The 14,160-nt window shown below is 39.0% G+C and carries 12 protein-coding genes; 5 read left to right on the forward strand and 7 right to left on the reverse strand.

The window, feature by feature from the left end; translation table 11 throughout:
- Positions 1-55 precede the first annotated feature (55 nt).
- The 3 genes from aroA to gyrA form a co-directional block, all read right to left on the reverse strand.
- A complete protein-coding gene (aroA, locus tag ACRCA4_RS10135; protein ID WP_433187779.1) occupies positions 56-1,342 on the reverse strand; it encodes a 3-phosphoshikimate 1-carboxyvinyltransferase in 1,287 nt (428 codons plus the stop codon).
- Positions 1,339-2,427 (reverse strand): 3-phosphoserine/phosphohydroxythreonine transaminase, encoded by a 1,089-nt coding sequence (gene serC / locus ACRCA4_RS10140; protein WP_433187782.1) that lies wholly within the window; start codon positions 2,425-2,427, stop codon positions 1,339-1,341. The genes aroA and serC overlap by 4 nt, the downstream gene beginning before the upstream one ends.
- 221 nt (positions 2,428-2,648) lie before the next feature.
- On the reverse strand, positions 2,649-5,330 hold the full coding sequence (gyrA, locus tag ACRCA4_RS10145; protein ID WP_433187784.1) for a DNA topoisomerase (ATP-hydrolyzing) subunit A: 2,682 nt from the start codon (positions 5,328-5,330) through the stop codon (positions 2,649-2,651).
- 200 nt (positions 5,331-5,530) lie between these two features.
- Here gyrA and ubiG point away from each other — a divergent pair, with 200 nt between their 5' ends.
- The 5 genes from ubiG (at position 5,531) to ACRCA4_RS10170 (ending at position 11,405) form a co-directional block, all read left to right on the forward strand.
- Positions 5,531-6,241 (forward strand): bifunctional 2-polyprenyl-6-hydroxyphenol methylase/3-demethylubiquinol 3-O-methyltransferase UbiG, encoded by a 711-nt coding sequence (gene ubiG / locus ACRCA4_RS10150; RefSeq protein WP_433187787.1) that lies wholly within the window; start codon positions 5,531-5,533, stop codon positions 6,239-6,241.
- 350 nt (positions 6,242-6,591) lie between these two features.
- Entirely contained in the window at positions 6,592-8,874 is a 2,283-nt protein-coding gene (nrdA, locus tag ACRCA4_RS10155; RefSeq protein ID WP_433187790.1) for a class 1a ribonucleoside-diphosphate reductase subunit alpha, read from the forward strand.
- A gap of 61 nt (positions 8,875-8,935) precedes the next feature.
- Entirely contained in the window at positions 8,936-10,072 is a 1,137-nt protein-coding gene (gene nrdB, locus ACRCA4_RS10160) for a class Ia ribonucleoside-diphosphate reductase subunit beta (protein ID WP_433187793.1), read from the forward strand.
- Between the two features lie 5 nt (positions 10,073-10,077).
- On the forward strand, positions 10,078-10,332 hold the full coding sequence (yfaE, locus tag ACRCA4_RS10165) for a class I ribonucleotide reductase maintenance protein YfaE (RefSeq protein ID WP_433187796.1): 255 nt from the start codon (positions 10,078-10,080) through the stop codon (positions 10,330-10,332).
- A 68-nt stretch (positions 10,333-10,400) separates the two neighbouring features.
- Positions 10,401-11,405, forward strand: a complete 1,005-nt coding sequence (locus ACRCA4_RS10170) for a tetratricopeptide repeat protein (protein WP_433187799.1) — start codon at positions 10,401-10,403, stop codon at positions 11,403-11,405.
- 81 nt (positions 11,406-11,486) lie between these two features.
- Here ACRCA4_RS10170 and ACRCA4_RS10175 read toward each other — a convergent pair whose 3' ends face one another.
- From ACRCA4_RS10175 to ACRCA4_RS10190, 4 genes are all read right to left on the reverse strand, one after another.
- Entirely contained in the window at positions 11,487-12,059 is a 573-nt protein-coding gene (locus ACRCA4_RS10175) for a YceI family protein (RefSeq protein ID WP_433187802.1), read from the reverse strand.
- Between the two features lie 15 nt (positions 12,060-12,074).
- A complete protein-coding gene (locus ACRCA4_RS10180) occupies positions 12,075-12,623 on the reverse strand; it encodes a cytochrome b (protein WP_433187805.1) in 549 nt (182 codons plus the stop codon).
- A 161-nt stretch (positions 12,624-12,784) separates the two neighbouring features.
- Positions 12,785-13,699 (reverse strand): rhodanese-related sulfurtransferase, encoded by a 915-nt coding sequence (locus ACRCA4_RS10185; RefSeq protein WP_433187808.1) that lies wholly within the window; start codon positions 13,697-13,699, stop codon positions 12,785-12,787.
- A 119-nt stretch (positions 13,700-13,818) separates the two neighbouring features.
- Positions 13,819-14,160 (reverse strand): LysE family translocator (locus ACRCA4_RS10190; protein ID WP_433187811.1); only part of this gene is annotated, 342 nt, incomplete at its 5' end.

Raw genomic sequence — 14,160 nt, forward strand, 5'->3', positions numbered from 1 at the left:
TCTTTGTTTTTGCTCAATAAGGGATAAATGCAATCAATTACCTGTCTTTTATAACCTAAGCTTTAGCCGCTAGGCTTTTAAAAACATCAAAATAATCAGGGAAGGTTTTTGCCGTACAATCTGGGTCTTGTATTGTTACTGCGCTATCACTCAAGGCGACTAGTGAAAAACACATGGCCATTCTATGGTCGTTATAAGTGGCGATACTGGCATGTTTAAGCTTTAGTGGCGGTGTTATTTTTAAGTAATCTGTCCCTTCTTCTACCTTAGCCCCCACTTTTCTAAGCTCGGTTGCCATAGCGGCTAAACGATCAGTTTCTTTAACCCGCCAATTGTAAACATTGCGAATGATGGTATCGCCTGTAGCAAATAATGCTGTAGTCGCTATTGTCATAGCCGCATCAGGAATGGCGTTATAGTCTCGGTCTATCCCTTTTAGCTGGTTACGCGTAACCGAAATGAAATCATCAGCCCACTCGATCTTGGCACCCATAGCCTCTAGTGCATCGGCAAAGTGGATATCGCCTTGCAATGCCTGCTTACCTATACCTGTTACTTTAACCGTCCCACCTTTAATTGCCGCTGCAGCTAAAAAATAAGAGGCTGAAGAAGCATCGCCTTCAACTAAACAGGCCCCAGGCGATTGATACAGTTGTAGGCCTTTAACACTAAAGCTTTTGTAGTTATTGTTTTGTACAGACACACCAAAACGCTGCATCAACGCTAAGGTAATATCAATGTAAGGTTTTGAAACTAAGTCGCCGATAATAGTTATTTCGCTATCGCCATTTAATAATGGCGCTACCATTAGCACTGCGGTTAAAAACTGGCTTGAGATAGAACCATCAATGGTAATCTTACCGCCAGTTAATGCCTTACCCTTTATATGTAAAGGGGGAAAGCCTTGCTGCTGGCTGTACTTAATATCAGCCTGCCAGCCATTTAAAGCATCGATTAAATGCTTAATTGGCCTTTCGTACATTCTAGGCTCACCAGTGAGTTTAACATCAACAGTAGAGGCAGCTAAAGCTGCCGTTAAGGGCCGCATTGCAGTGCCTGCATTACCTAAAAATAACGTTAGTGGCTCTGGGCTTTTAAACAGGCCAGCTAAGCCTTGCACTTTGCAGCGGGTTCGACAATCTGAAAGTTGATAATTTACCCCTAGTGCTTTTAAGGCATTAAGCATATGCCGTACATCATCACTATCTAGTAAGTTAGTAATTTCTGTTTGGCCTTGAGCTAAAGCGGCAAGTAATAACACCCGATTAGAAATGCTTTTAGAGCCAGGAAGATGCACTTCACCTGCTATTTTTTTTATAGGTGCTAAGGTTAAGGTTTTCATCCGTTTACTCGTTCAAACTCTTTCATAAAGCTAATTAACATCTGCACCCCCTCTAATGGCATTGCATTGTAAATACTGGCCCGCATACCACCCACCATTCGGTGTCCTTTTAAAGCCAGTAAACCATGATGTTCTGCTTGATCTAAAAAGGCATCGTTTAATCGGTCGTCAGATAATAAAAATGGCACGTTCATCCAAGATCTATAGTTAATATCGACGTTATTATAGTAAAAGTCACTTTTGTCTATAAAATCATAAAGTAAGGATGCTTTAATCTGGTTACGCGTTGCCATTTCGGTTACGCCACCTTGCTGTTTTAACCATTTAAAAACTAAGCCGGCTAAATACCAAGCAAAGGTAGGTGGCGTATTGTACATACTGTCGTGTTCAGCGGCTAAGCGATAATCTAACACTGATGGAATGGTATTATTCGAGTCTGGTAATAAGTCTTCACGCACAATGGCTATCGACAAGCCTGATGGTCCAATATTTTTCTGCGCACCGGCATAAATGACGCCATATTTGTTGATATCAATTGGTCTAGATAAAATAGTCGACGATAAGTCGGCCACTATTGGTTTATCTGTATCTGGTAAGCTTGAAAATTCTAGGCCATCGACAGTTTCATTTGGGCAACAATGTACATAATGGGCGTTATCGGATATTTGCCAATCTCGTGGGCTGATTAAGCTGCGTAAGCCTAAATCAGACTGGGTGCGGATATCCTGAACCCTAACATCAGCAAATTTTACTGCTTCAGCAACGGCAGATTTAGACCAAGCACCAGAGATAAAATAATCAGCTTGGCCATGTTTAGTCTTTTGCAATAAGTTAAGCGGTACAGCAGAAAATTGGCCACGGCCACCACCGTGCATAAACAGTACCTTATAGCGGTTGGGGATAGATAATAAATCTCGCAAATCTTGTTCAGCTTGTTTTGCCATATCAACAAAGCTGGCACTGCGATGGCTCATTTCCATTACTGAGCAGCCTTGCTGCTGCCAATTTAATAATTCTTGTTGGGCTTGTTGCATAACGGCCACCGGTAACATTGCCGGACCGGCACAAAAATTAAAACTGCTCATTTTACACTGGCTCCTAAGGAGGTTCTAACCAAACGGATTGCACTATTTGTTATGGTTGGTTCACTTGTTTTAGGTTTAATATTTAATAAATATCAACCCAATATACTTAATGTAAACACTAAAGTACTGCTTTGCCTTAGTGCTTATGTTGGATGTATTTTTAAGACTGGAAACTAAAAGCGAGCGCTAATTGCGCTCGCTTTTTTATCGACTAGCTTTACTTACTGAGCTGGATCTTCAGTTTCATCAGTTTGTTGACTGCTCTGATCTGAATTTGCAGTTGTTTGTGCAGCAGCATCTTCTGTAACAGTCGCTGAGGCTTCAGTCGCATCCGCTGATTCATCACCTTCTGCAATAAAATCATCTTCGGTTATTTGAATTTCATCAATTCTTGCTAAGCCGACAACTTTCTCTTGCTCTGCGGTACGAATAAGAATAACGCCTTGAGTATTACGGCCCACTTCAGATACTTCGCTAACACGAGTACGTACTAAGGTACCACGGTTTGAAATCATCATTATTTCGTCTAGCTCGTTAACTTGAGCTGCGCCAATCACTAAGCCATTACGCTCAGAGACTTTAATTGACACTACACCTTGAGTCGCACGGTTTTTAGCTGGGTATTCAGAAAGCGCAGTACGTTTACCATAACCATTTTCAGTCACGGTTAATATTGGGCTATCACCGTTTGGAATAATTAATGACACAACTGAGCCGCCTTCGCGTAAACGAATACCGCGAACACCTGTAGCGGTACGACCCATGCTACGAACTTGATCTTCCGCGAAACGAACCACTTTACCATCGTCTGAGAACAACATGATTTCGCTGTTACCATCGGTTAAACCAACGTCAATTAAGTGATCACCTTCATTTAGGTTAACCGCAATAATACCGTTTGCTCTTGGGCGAGAGTACTCAGTTAATGCTGTCTTTTTAACGGTACCATTCGCAGTTGCCATAAAGACATATTTACCTTCTTCGTATTCGCGAACAGGTAAAATGGCATTAATGCGCTCACCATCTTCAAGTGGCAGTATATTAATAATTGGTTTACCACGCGCAGTACGGCTTGCTAATGGTAACTGATACACCTTCAACCAATACATACGACCACGTGTAGAGAAGCATAAAATCGTATCATGAGTACTAGCAATTAATAGCTTATCAACAAAGTCTTCATCTTTTACTGTTGTTGCCGCTTTACCCCTACCACCACGACGTTGCGCTTCGTAATCAGATAAAGCTTGGTATTTTGCATAGCCTAAGTGAGAAAGTGTTACTACAACGTCTTCTTCAGTAATTAAGTCTTCCATATTGATATCAAGCATATTGTCTTGAATATCAGTGCGGCGCTCATCACCGTATTGCACTTTAGACGCCTCTAACTCTTCGCAAATAACCTCCATTAAACGCGCTGGGTTATTTAGGATATAAAGTAGTTCTGCAATTAGCTCTAGTAATTGCTTGTATTCGTCTAGAATTTTCTCATGTTCTAAACCAGTTAACTTATGTAAGCGTAAATCTAGAATAGCTTGAGCTTGCTGTTCAGTTAAGAAATATTGGTTATCACGAATACCAAAATGTTCTTCTAACCATTCTGGACGCGCAGCATCTTGCCCTGCACGCTCAAGCATAGCGCTAACATCACCTAGCAACCAACCGCGCTCGACTAAAGCAACTTTTGCTTCTGCTGGGTTATTAGACTTTTTAATTAACTCAATAATTTCATCAATATTCGCCAGCGCTATAGCTAGGCCTTCTAAGATATGGGCTCTGTCACGGGCTTTTCGTAAATCAAAAACAGTACGACGGGTAACGACTTCACGACGGTGCAATACAAAACACTCAAGCATTTCTTTTAAGCTAAGTAGTTTTGGTTGGCCGTTATCTAGCGCTACCATATTGATACCAAATACCGCTTGCATTTGCGTGTTGCGATATAGGTGATTTAGCATAACGTCTGAAGATTCACCGCGCTTAAGCTCAATAACAATACGCATACCGTCTTTATCTGACTCATCACGTAAAGCAGAAATTCCCTCAATGCGCTTTTCTTTTACTAACTCGGCAATTTTTTCAATTAAACGTGCTTTATTAACTTGATATGGGATCTCGTTAACAATAATAGTTTCGCGTCCAGTTTTCTCATCAGTTTCTATTTCAGTTTTAGCTCGAATATACACTTTGCCACGGCCGGTACGATAAGCTTCTTCTATGCCTTTTCGACCGTTAATAATACCTGCAGTTGGAAAATCTGGGCCTGGGATATGTTGCATTAATTCATGCAATTCTATATCTGGATTGGCAATAAGTGCTAAACATCCGTTAATCACTTCATTAATATTGTGCGGGGGTATATTAGTTGCCATACCAACAGCAATACCCGATGAGCCATTAATTAATAAATTGGGTATCTTTGTGGGCATTACCGCAGGAATCATTTCTGTACCATCATAGTTAGGTACAAAATCAACTGTTTCTTTATCAAGGTCAGCCAGTAATTCATGGGCTAAGCGTGACATGCGCACTTCGGTATAACGCATGGCTGCAGCAGAATCGCCGTCAATTGAACCGAAGTTACCTTGACCATCAACTAACATATAACGTAACGAAAAGGGTTGTGCCATCCGCACAATTGTATCGTAAACAGCAATATCACCATGAGGGTGATACTTACCTATTACATCACCTACCACACGGGCAGATTTTTTATAGGCTTTATTCCAGTCATTACCGAGCTCTTTCATCGCAAATAAAACGCGACGATGTACTGGTTTTAAACCATCCCTTACATCTGGTAAGGCGCGGCCAACAATGACACTCATCGCATAGTCGAGATAAGAGTTTTTTAGCTCATCTTCGATATTAATAGGAACTATTTCTTTGGCCAGATCTGTCATAAAACGCTAATTTCCCTTAAATCAGATAGATAACTCGCTTTTATCTGTATTATCAACAGCGAGACAACACGTGATTCTACCACATAAAATAAAGCTTGCCATGTTTCAGTGTTAGCATAAGTTGACGTAAAAATTTATACAAGCGTTTGCTGAAACAGATCAAGGCCTTATAATGGGTAAAAATACTTAGGTAACTATATATGACCACTCATACTAATGTAGATCCAGCAGAAATTGCTAAATTTAATGATATCGCCTCTCGCTGGTGGGATCCCGCAGGTGAATTTAAACCGTTACATTTATTAAACCCAGTGCGTTTAAGCTACATAAGCGATCAGGTTGAAGGGCTATTTGCAAAAACTATCGTCGATGTTGGCTGTGGTGGTGGTATCCTAGCTGAGAGCATGGCGCGCGCAGGTGCTAAAGTTAGTGCTATAGATATGGCACAAGAATCACTTACTGTTGCTAAGTTGCATGCATTAGAAATGGGCGTAGAAGTAAACTATCAACAGAGTACGGCTGAAGCGTTTGCTTCTGAGCATGTTGGCAAGTTTGATATTGTTACCTGTATGGAAATGCTAGAGCATGTGCCAGAGCCATTATCCGTTATTCAATCTTGCGCAGATTTAGCTAAACCAGGTGGTTGGTTGTTTTTTTCAACTTTAAATAAAAGTTGGAAAGCTTGGGCTTTAGCCATAGTTGCAGCAGAGCGCGTATTAAAGCTAGTACCACAAGGCACCCATGAGTTTAAAAAGTTTATCCGCCCTTCTACATTAATGCGCTATATCGAACAGGCTGGACTTGAAGTCGTTGATACGACAGGTTTACATTATAACCCGTTAACCGAAAGCTTTAAAACCGGCCCAGGGGTTGATGTTAATTACATCGTAGTGGCGAAAAAACCAGAATAATTTTTTTATTTATTTGTTCAAATCCCCCCTTGCTAAGTACAGGCTTTTCGCTGTGTCGAACTAAGGGGGTTAGCAGCTACTAACCATTTACACTTAGCACTTTTCATCACTTGCAAAAGCTCAGTTTGGCCAGTAATCTTAGAAATAAATTGCCTTTGAGGCTTGACAAAAAATACTATTCTAAAAAGGCATTGTTCGCCTTGATTTAAGTCCTGGAACACACTATCTTGTGATCACATTTTAGATTTCACCTATATGTTGTGTAATGCAACATCAAAAGTTGCGGTTATATTCTCCGTTTATACTTGTGTGAAACTATATCACTAATCAAAAAATGGAATTCTGTAGCGATGACTCAATCTCTTTACGTGTCAAAACGTGACGGCCGGCGTGAACCTTTAGATTTAGATAAAATTCATCGGGTAATTACCTGGGCCGCTGAAGGTTTATCTAATGTATCGGTTTCTCAAGTTGAATTGAAATCGCATATTCAATTCTATGACGGTATTAAAACTGAAGATATTCATGAGACGATAATTAAATCTGCAGCTGACTTAATTTCTAAAGATAGTCCTGATTACCAGTATTTAGCTGCTCGCTTAGCTGTCTTTCACTTACGTAAAAAAGCTTATGGTCAATTTGAGCCACCAGCGTTGTATACACATGTAGTTAAGATGGTTGAAGGTAATCGCTATGATCAACATATTTTAGAAGATTATAGCCAAGCTGAGTTAGCCCAATTAGATAGCTATATAGACCACAGCCGTGATTTAAACTTCAGCTATGCAGCAGTTAAGCAATTAGAAGGTAAGTATTTAGTTCAAAACCGTGTCAGCGGCGAAATATACGAAAGTGCCCAGTTTTTATATATGCTGGTGTCAGCTTGTTTATTTGCTAACTACCCTAAAGACACGCGTTTAGATTATGTCCGCCGTTTTTACGATGCTTGTTCATTATTTAAGCTGTCATTACCTACCCCGATTATGGCGGGTGTGCGTACCCCTACTCGTCAATTTAGCTCTTGCGTTTTAATAGAATGTGACGACAGCTTAGATTCAATAAATGCAGCATCAAGTGCTATTGTTAAATATGTTAGCCAGCGTGCTGGTATTGGTATTAATGCCGGCAGAATTCGTGCATTAGGCAGCCCTATTCGTAATGGTGAGGCCTTTCATACCGGCTGTATTCCGTTTTATAAACATTTTCAAACAGCCGTTAAAAGTTGTTCACAAGGTGGGGTACGTGGTGGTGCAGCAACTCTATTCTACCCGCTATGGCATTTAGAGGTTGAATCTTTACTGGTATTAAAGAATAACCGTGGTGTTGAAGAAAACCGTGTTCGTCACTTAGATTACGGAGTGCAATTTAACCGTTTAATGTATAGCCGTTTAATTAAAGACGATTATATCACCTTATTTAGCCCATCAGATGTACCTGGCTTATATGATGCTTTTTTTGAAGATCAAGAAAAGTTTGAGCAGCTATATGTAAAATATGAAGCCGATAGCAGTATTCGTAAAAAACGTATTAAAGCCATTGAGTTATTTACCTTATTTATGCAAGAACGTGCTAGTACCGGCCGTATTTACTTACAAAACGTTGACCACTGTAATACCCATAGCCCCTTTAACCCTAAAGTTGCCCCAGTTAGACAAAGTAATTTATGCCTAGAAATTGCTTTACCTACTAAGCCTTTAAATAACGTTAACGACCCTGATGGCGAGATTGCTCTTTGTACTTTATCTGCCTTTAATTTAGGCGCTATTGAAGACTTATCTGAATTAGAAGAATTAGCAGAGCTTGCAGTACGTTCGCTTGATAGCTTATTAGACTATCAAGACTACCCTATCCCGGCAGCTTATCATGCCACTATGAATCGTCGTACCTTAGGCGTTGGCGTTATTAACTATGCTTATTATCTTGCTAAAAATGGCGTGAAATACTCTGATGGTTCGGCCAATGCGTTAACTCATCGTACTTTTGAAGCTATTCAGTATTACCTACTTAAAGCTTCAAGCAAATTAGCGAAAGAATTTGGCCCTTGTTTAAAGTTTTCTGAAACAACATACGCAGACGGCATCTTACCAATAGATAGCTATAAAAAAGACTTAGATAAAATTTGTGCAGAGCCGTTGCAATTAGATTGGGAACAACTAAGAACTGAGATAACAACTCATGGCTTACGTAACTCAACCCTAACGGCCTTAATGCCATCAGAAACCTCATCGCAAATTTCTAATGCGACCAACGGTATTGAGCCACCACGAGGCCACATTAGTATTAAAGCCAGTAAAGACGGCATTTTAAAGCAAGTTGTTCCAGAGTATGACCGTCTTAAAGATCAGTATGAACTATTATGGGATATCCCAACTAATGATGGTTACTTATCATTAGTTGGCATTATGCAAAAATTTGTTGACCAGGCTATCTCTGCTAATACTAGTTATGATCCTAATAAATTTTCTGCCGGCAAAGTTCCTATGAAAATATTATTAAAAGACTTACTTACCGCGTACAAGTTAGGCGTGAAAACCTTGTATTACCATAATACCCGTGATGGTGCTTCAGATATTCAAGATGATATGCAAGCTGAAGTTGAAGATGATTGCGCTGGCGGTGCATGTAAAATTTAATAACCAGTTACGGGTGCCTGTTTGCACCCGTTTTTGCTTTTAAGGATAATCAGGAATAGACATGGCTAAGCCGTATACTACTTTTAATCGAAATGTTAATGACCAATTAAAAGAACCCATGTTCTTTGGTAACGCAATTAATGTATCGCGTTATGATCAGCAAAAGTTTGGTATTTTTGAAAAGCTTATTGAAAAGCAACTTAGCTTTTTCTGGCGTCCAGAAGAAATTGACGTTAGTAAAGATAGAATTGATTTTCAAAATTTACCCGAGCACGAAAAACATATTTTTATTAGCAACTTACAATATCAAACCCTACTTGACTCGGTACAAGGCCGCTCGCCTAATATGGCTTTTTTGCCAATAGTGTCGTTACCTGAGCTTGAAACTTGGATTGAAACTTGGGCCTTTAGCGAAACAATTCATAGCCGTAGCTATACTCATATTGTCCGTAATATCACCTCTGAGCCGCATAAAGTATTCGATGACATTATGCTTAATGAGAAAATATTAGAGCGTGCGGAAGATGTAACCCGTTATTATGATTCATTAATTGATGGTATTAACCTATACCAACGTTGTGGTGAAGGTACTCATACTATTAATGGTGAAACATTGACCATTAGTCAGCGTGAGCTTAAGCGACGCTTATACTTATGTATGATGTCGGTTAACGTACTTGAAGCTATACGTTTTTATGTAAGTTTCGCGTGTAGTTTCGCTTTTGCAGAGCGTGAGCTAATGGAAGGTAATGCTAAAATTATCCGCTTAATTGCCCGTGATGAAGCGCTACATTTAACCGGAACACAACATATTTTAAATATAATGGCTGCCGGTGAAGATGATCCAGAAATGGCTGAAATTGCAAAAGAATGCGAACAAGAAGCCTATACTATTTTCCGTATTGCTGCCGAACAAGAAAAACAATGGGCTAGCTATTTATTTAAAGATGGCTCTATGATTGGTTTAAATAAAGATATTCTATGCCAGTACGTTGAATATATTACCAATACCCGAATGAAAGCGCTGGGTTTAAAGCCTATGTTTAGCACGACGCAAAATCCTATTCCTTGGATTAATACTTGGCTAGTGTCTGATAATGTTCAGGTTGCTCCACAAGAAACCGAAATTAGTTCTTATTTAGTGGGTCAAATTGATAACGAAGTCGACAGTACAGAGTTTGGTGACTTTGACTTATAAACCTGATGCTAAAGATTAATATCAAGGAGGCGGTTAGCATAGACTTTGATGGTAGCCGCCGAACAATACTTGAATCAATAGAGCAACAGCAACCTGATATTAACTATCAATGTCGTGAAGGTTATTGTGGCGCTTGTCGCTGCAAGTTGCTAGCTGGTACAATAAAATACATCAATGAGCCGTTAGCTTTTGTTCGACAAGGTGAGTTTTTACCCTGTTGTAGTATCCCAGTAACCGATATTAATATTGAAATCCCTTAAGTATCTGGTAATTTTCTTCTTGTTGTCGCAGACTATATGCCTTATGCCCTGTTAAATGGAGCACTTTAATGAAAGTGTTGTTGTTACTTATCGCCTCTAGCTTGGCTAATGCAGATTTATCGCACTATGAACAGTTATTAGCTAAATCTCAATTTACAGAATTAGAGCAACAGTTAATTAAACTTCCAGAATACAAACAAGACGATGGCTTGATTACTATTTATGCAAGGGCATTAATTAATCAGCAACGTTATGAAGATGCCAATACCTTATTAAATTTTGCTATTGAGCAATTTCCTAATAATAGTGAGTTAAACTATTTAGCTGGGTTAAGTAAAATTCACTTAGCTAGCGATGGTAATATATTTTCAGCTAAAGACCGCGCTAAGCGTGGTGAACTATTATTAAAAAAAGCGATTAGCTTAGATGCTAAACATTATGCAGCTAAACAAGCTCTGATTGACTTTTATAGCATCGCTCCTGCTGCTGCAGGGGGTGATAAAGAATTAGCTCAAACTATGGCAGAACAATTGGCTAAGGATAATCCAAGCCAAGGTTTACTCGCACAAAGTAGAATATTAATAAACAATAAAAAACCAAATGAAGCCTTAAGCTTGCTTACTACCATGATGCCAAATCCACCGACTGTGCGCTTATTGATGAGAAAAGCACAGTTAGAAAATGAATTAGCCATTTATGATGATGCCTTTAATAGTTATAAGCAAGCAGCAGAACATGCCACTGATTTAACAGATAAATATAATGCGCTTTATCATATAGGTCGTTTAGCGGTGATTGCTGATCAAGATGCCACAATTGGCATTAGTGCCTTACAACAATATTTAGAGTTTTATCAAGATAGTGAGAATAAAATTCTCCCTTGGGCAACGCTACGATTAGCGCAGCTGATGTATCGTACTGGGGATAATTATGAAGCTGGCCTATTAGTCAGTAAGCTGACAACTGTACAAATAGCAGACGAAAACTTTAATCTTATTTTATTAAGCTTAACTAGTGCTATTAAATCTAAATCTGGTCAAGCTAATTCAGACTCTACGCCTGAGCAAAACTAAATTATTAGATCCTAAAACAATAACGGCCGAAAAACGAATGTTTTTCGGCCGTGTTAAGCCTATTACTGTAATTTTAACTGCTTACTTACGAACACCCTCAACGGATAATTCCAACTGCACTGTTGAAGATGCCGGTCCCAAATCAGTATTAATAGCAAAATCTTTTAAAGTTAACGTTGTTGTTCCAGCAAAACCAGCGCGGTAACCACCCCAAGGATCCTTACCCTCACCAGTTGTTTCTGCTGCAATAACAATGGCTTTAGTAACACCATTTAAGGTTAAATTACCATGTAAATCAAAGGTTTTGTCACCTTTAGCTACTACTTTTGTGCTAACAAAAGAAGCTTTAGGGTGCTTACTTACGTTTAAAAAATCAGCACTGCGTAAATGCTTATCACGCTCGGCATGGTTTGAATCTACACTGCTAGTATCTATAGTTAACTGGATTTTAGACTCAGCTAACTTACTGGCATCATAACTAAAATCACCAGAAAAGGTATTGAAACGGCCATATAACCAGCTATAGCCTAGGTGATTAATTTTAAATTGAACAAAAGCGTGAGCACCCTCTGTATCAATCACATAATCAGCAGCTTGTGCTGGAACCGCCATCATTGCTGCAGCCATAGATGCTGCTAAAAATAACTTTTTCATAATTAATTTATCCTATTAAAGTTTAAATCCAAACATACGTTTAAGCGTATGATCTTTGTCTAATATATGATGCTTTATCGCGGCTAAACCGTGTAAAACCGCTAATGTAATTAAGCCATAAGCCGTATATTGGTGAATTAGTCCAGCAATATCAGCTTGCTTAGCAAATAAAGCGCCTGCAGCGGGTACATCAAACCAGTCGAATACAGTAATGGCTCTGCCATCTTCTGTTGAAATTAAATAACCACTTACTACCAGTATTATTAAGCCTAAATACAATAATAAATGCGCTAAACTAGCAAGCTTTGTTTCCCAAGGTTTATGAGTAGCAATAGGTTTAGGTGGTGGGCTGATAAAGCGCCAACAAATTCGTAATAACAGCACTATAGCTAATAGGATCCCGACACTTTTATGCCAATAAGGCGCTGTGCGATACCACTGACTATAATAGCCTAAATCTACCATCCAAAAACCGAGGGCAAATAAAGCAAAAACGGCCAAAGCCATTAACCAATGTAGTGAAACACTAATTACCCCATATCGGGATGAACTATTTTTTAGCATAACTTGCTCCTTGGAAAACCATCATACACTAATTTAATATAATGAATATTTCATAATTTAGCACTAACCATTCTTTTAAATAGAATGGTTAGAACGCTAATCATAAATTAGGCCCACAAAAAAGCCAGCTTAATGCTGGCTTAAAATATACTCGGCTTAGATTATTCTAGCTTACCGTCACGAATATGTTTTTCGCCACGTTGCTTAGCGAGTTCTACTTGGCGTTGCCGTTCGGCAAAAGACGCTTTTTGCTCTTCAGTCGTTTTGTCATGACAGTGAGGGCAGCTTAAGCCTTTAATATAATGCTCAGACGCCATTTCGTCTGTAGAAAGCGGCATACGACAAGCATAGCACTGATCATAGCTACCCTGCTCTAAACCATGCTTTACTGCTACACGCTGATCAAATACAAAACACTCTCCTTGCCATAAGCTTTTCTCTTCAGGCATTTCTTCTAAATATTTTAAGATGCCACCCTCTAAATGATAAACATCGTCAAAGCCTTGCTCTTTTAAAAAGGCCGTCGATTTTTCACAGCGTATACCGCCGGTACAAAACATCGCTACTTTTTTATGCTTAGTTTTATCGAGGTTTTCTTCAGCCCACTTTGGAAATTCGCGAAAGGTAGTGGTGTTAGGGTTAACTGCATTTTTAAAAGTTCCTATGCTAACTTCATAGTCATTTCGGGTATCTATAAGAATAGTATCAGGATCAGATATTAACTGATTCCAGTCTTCTCCCTTTACATAAGTGCCAACAATATGAGCTGGATTTATACCCTCTACACCCATAGTGACAATTTCTTTTTTCAGTTTAACTTTAGTGCGATAAAAAGCAGGCTCTTGGGCATAAGACTCTTTATAACTTAAATCAGCAAAGTTTTTTTGACTGGCAAACCATGCTTTTAAGGCATCAATATCAGCACGTTTACCACAGACAGTACCATTAATGCCTTCTTCGGCCAGTAATAAAGTGCCTTTAATATTATGCTGAACCATAAGCTGATAGATTGATTCGCGTAACTCAACATAATTAGGAAGACGAACAAACTTATATAACGCTGCAACTATATACATATTTAACCTCTTGCAATGCTGGATCGTAAATCCAGGGCAATTAAAATCGCGGCTATTATAACTTGCAGCCAGCTGATGGCAAGTTAACCTTAATCTATCTGTGTAGCTGTAGGTTAAAACTAATTAAAACTACTAATGATCAAATGTATTGCTAATGTTAGTAACAACACCCCCATGACACGATCAAACCAATACCCTCTAGCTAATAAAAAGTGTCGTACTTTGCTGCGAGTTAATATAAAAGATAAAAAGCTAAACCATGCTGCCGTAGCTAAAGCCATATATAGACCATATATTAATTTATAACTAAAAGGCGTACTTGGTGCTATTACCACCGCAAATAAAGATAAAAAGAATAACGTCGCTTTTGGATTTAAACCGTTAGTGATAAAACCAGCAATATAGGCTTTTTTAATTGAGGGCCGAGTTTGATCACTGCTGTTATCTTCTGTTGGATTATT

It is taken from the genome of Rheinheimera sp. WS51 (assembly GCF_050936095.1).
GTDB lineage: Bacteria > Pseudomonadota > Gammaproteobacteria > Enterobacterales > Alteromonadaceae > Alishewanella.

Bases quoted from the DNA above. Each gene is read 5' to 3' on its own strand.
- gyrA (WP_433187784.1), bottom strand. From the start codon at position 5,330: ATGACAGATCTGGCCAAAGAAATAGTTCCTATTAATATCGAAGATGAG.
- serC (WP_433187782.1), bottom strand. From the start codon at position 2,427: ATGAGCAGTTTTAATTTTTGTGCCGGTCCGGCAATGTTACCGGTGGCC.
- yfaE (WP_433187796.1), top strand. From the start codon at position 10,078: ATGCTAAAGATTAATATCAAGGAGGCGGTTAGCATAGACTTTGATGGT.
- ACRCA4_RS10175 (WP_433187802.1), bottom strand. From the start codon at position 12,059: ATGAAAAAGTTATTTTTAGCAGCATCTATGGCTGCAGCAATGATGGCG.
- ubiG (WP_433187787.1), top strand. From the start codon at position 5,531: ATGACCACTCATACTAATGTAGATCCAGCAGAAATTGCTAAATTTAAT.
- ACRCA4_RS10170 (WP_433187799.1), top strand. From the start codon at position 10,401: ATGAAAGTGTTGTTGTTACTTATCGCCTCTAGCTTGGCTAATGCAGAT.
- ACRCA4_RS10180 (WP_433187805.1), bottom strand. From the start codon at position 12,623: ATGCTAAAAAATAGTTCATCCCGATATGGGGTAATTAGTGTTTCACTA.
- nrdA (WP_433187790.1), top strand. From the start codon at position 6,592: ATGACTCAATCTCTTTACGTGTCAAAACGTGACGGCCGGCGTGAACCT.
- aroA (WP_433187779.1), bottom strand. From the start codon at position 1,342: ATGAAAACCTTAACCTTAGCACCTATAAAAAAAATAGCAGGTGAAGTG.
- nrdB (WP_433187793.1), top strand. From the start codon at position 8,936: ATGGCTAAGCCGTATACTACTTTTAATCGAAATGTTAATGACCAATTA.
- ACRCA4_RS10185 (WP_433187808.1), bottom strand. From the start codon at position 13,699: ATGTATATAGTTGCAGCGTTATATAAGTTTGTTCGTCTTCCTAATTAT.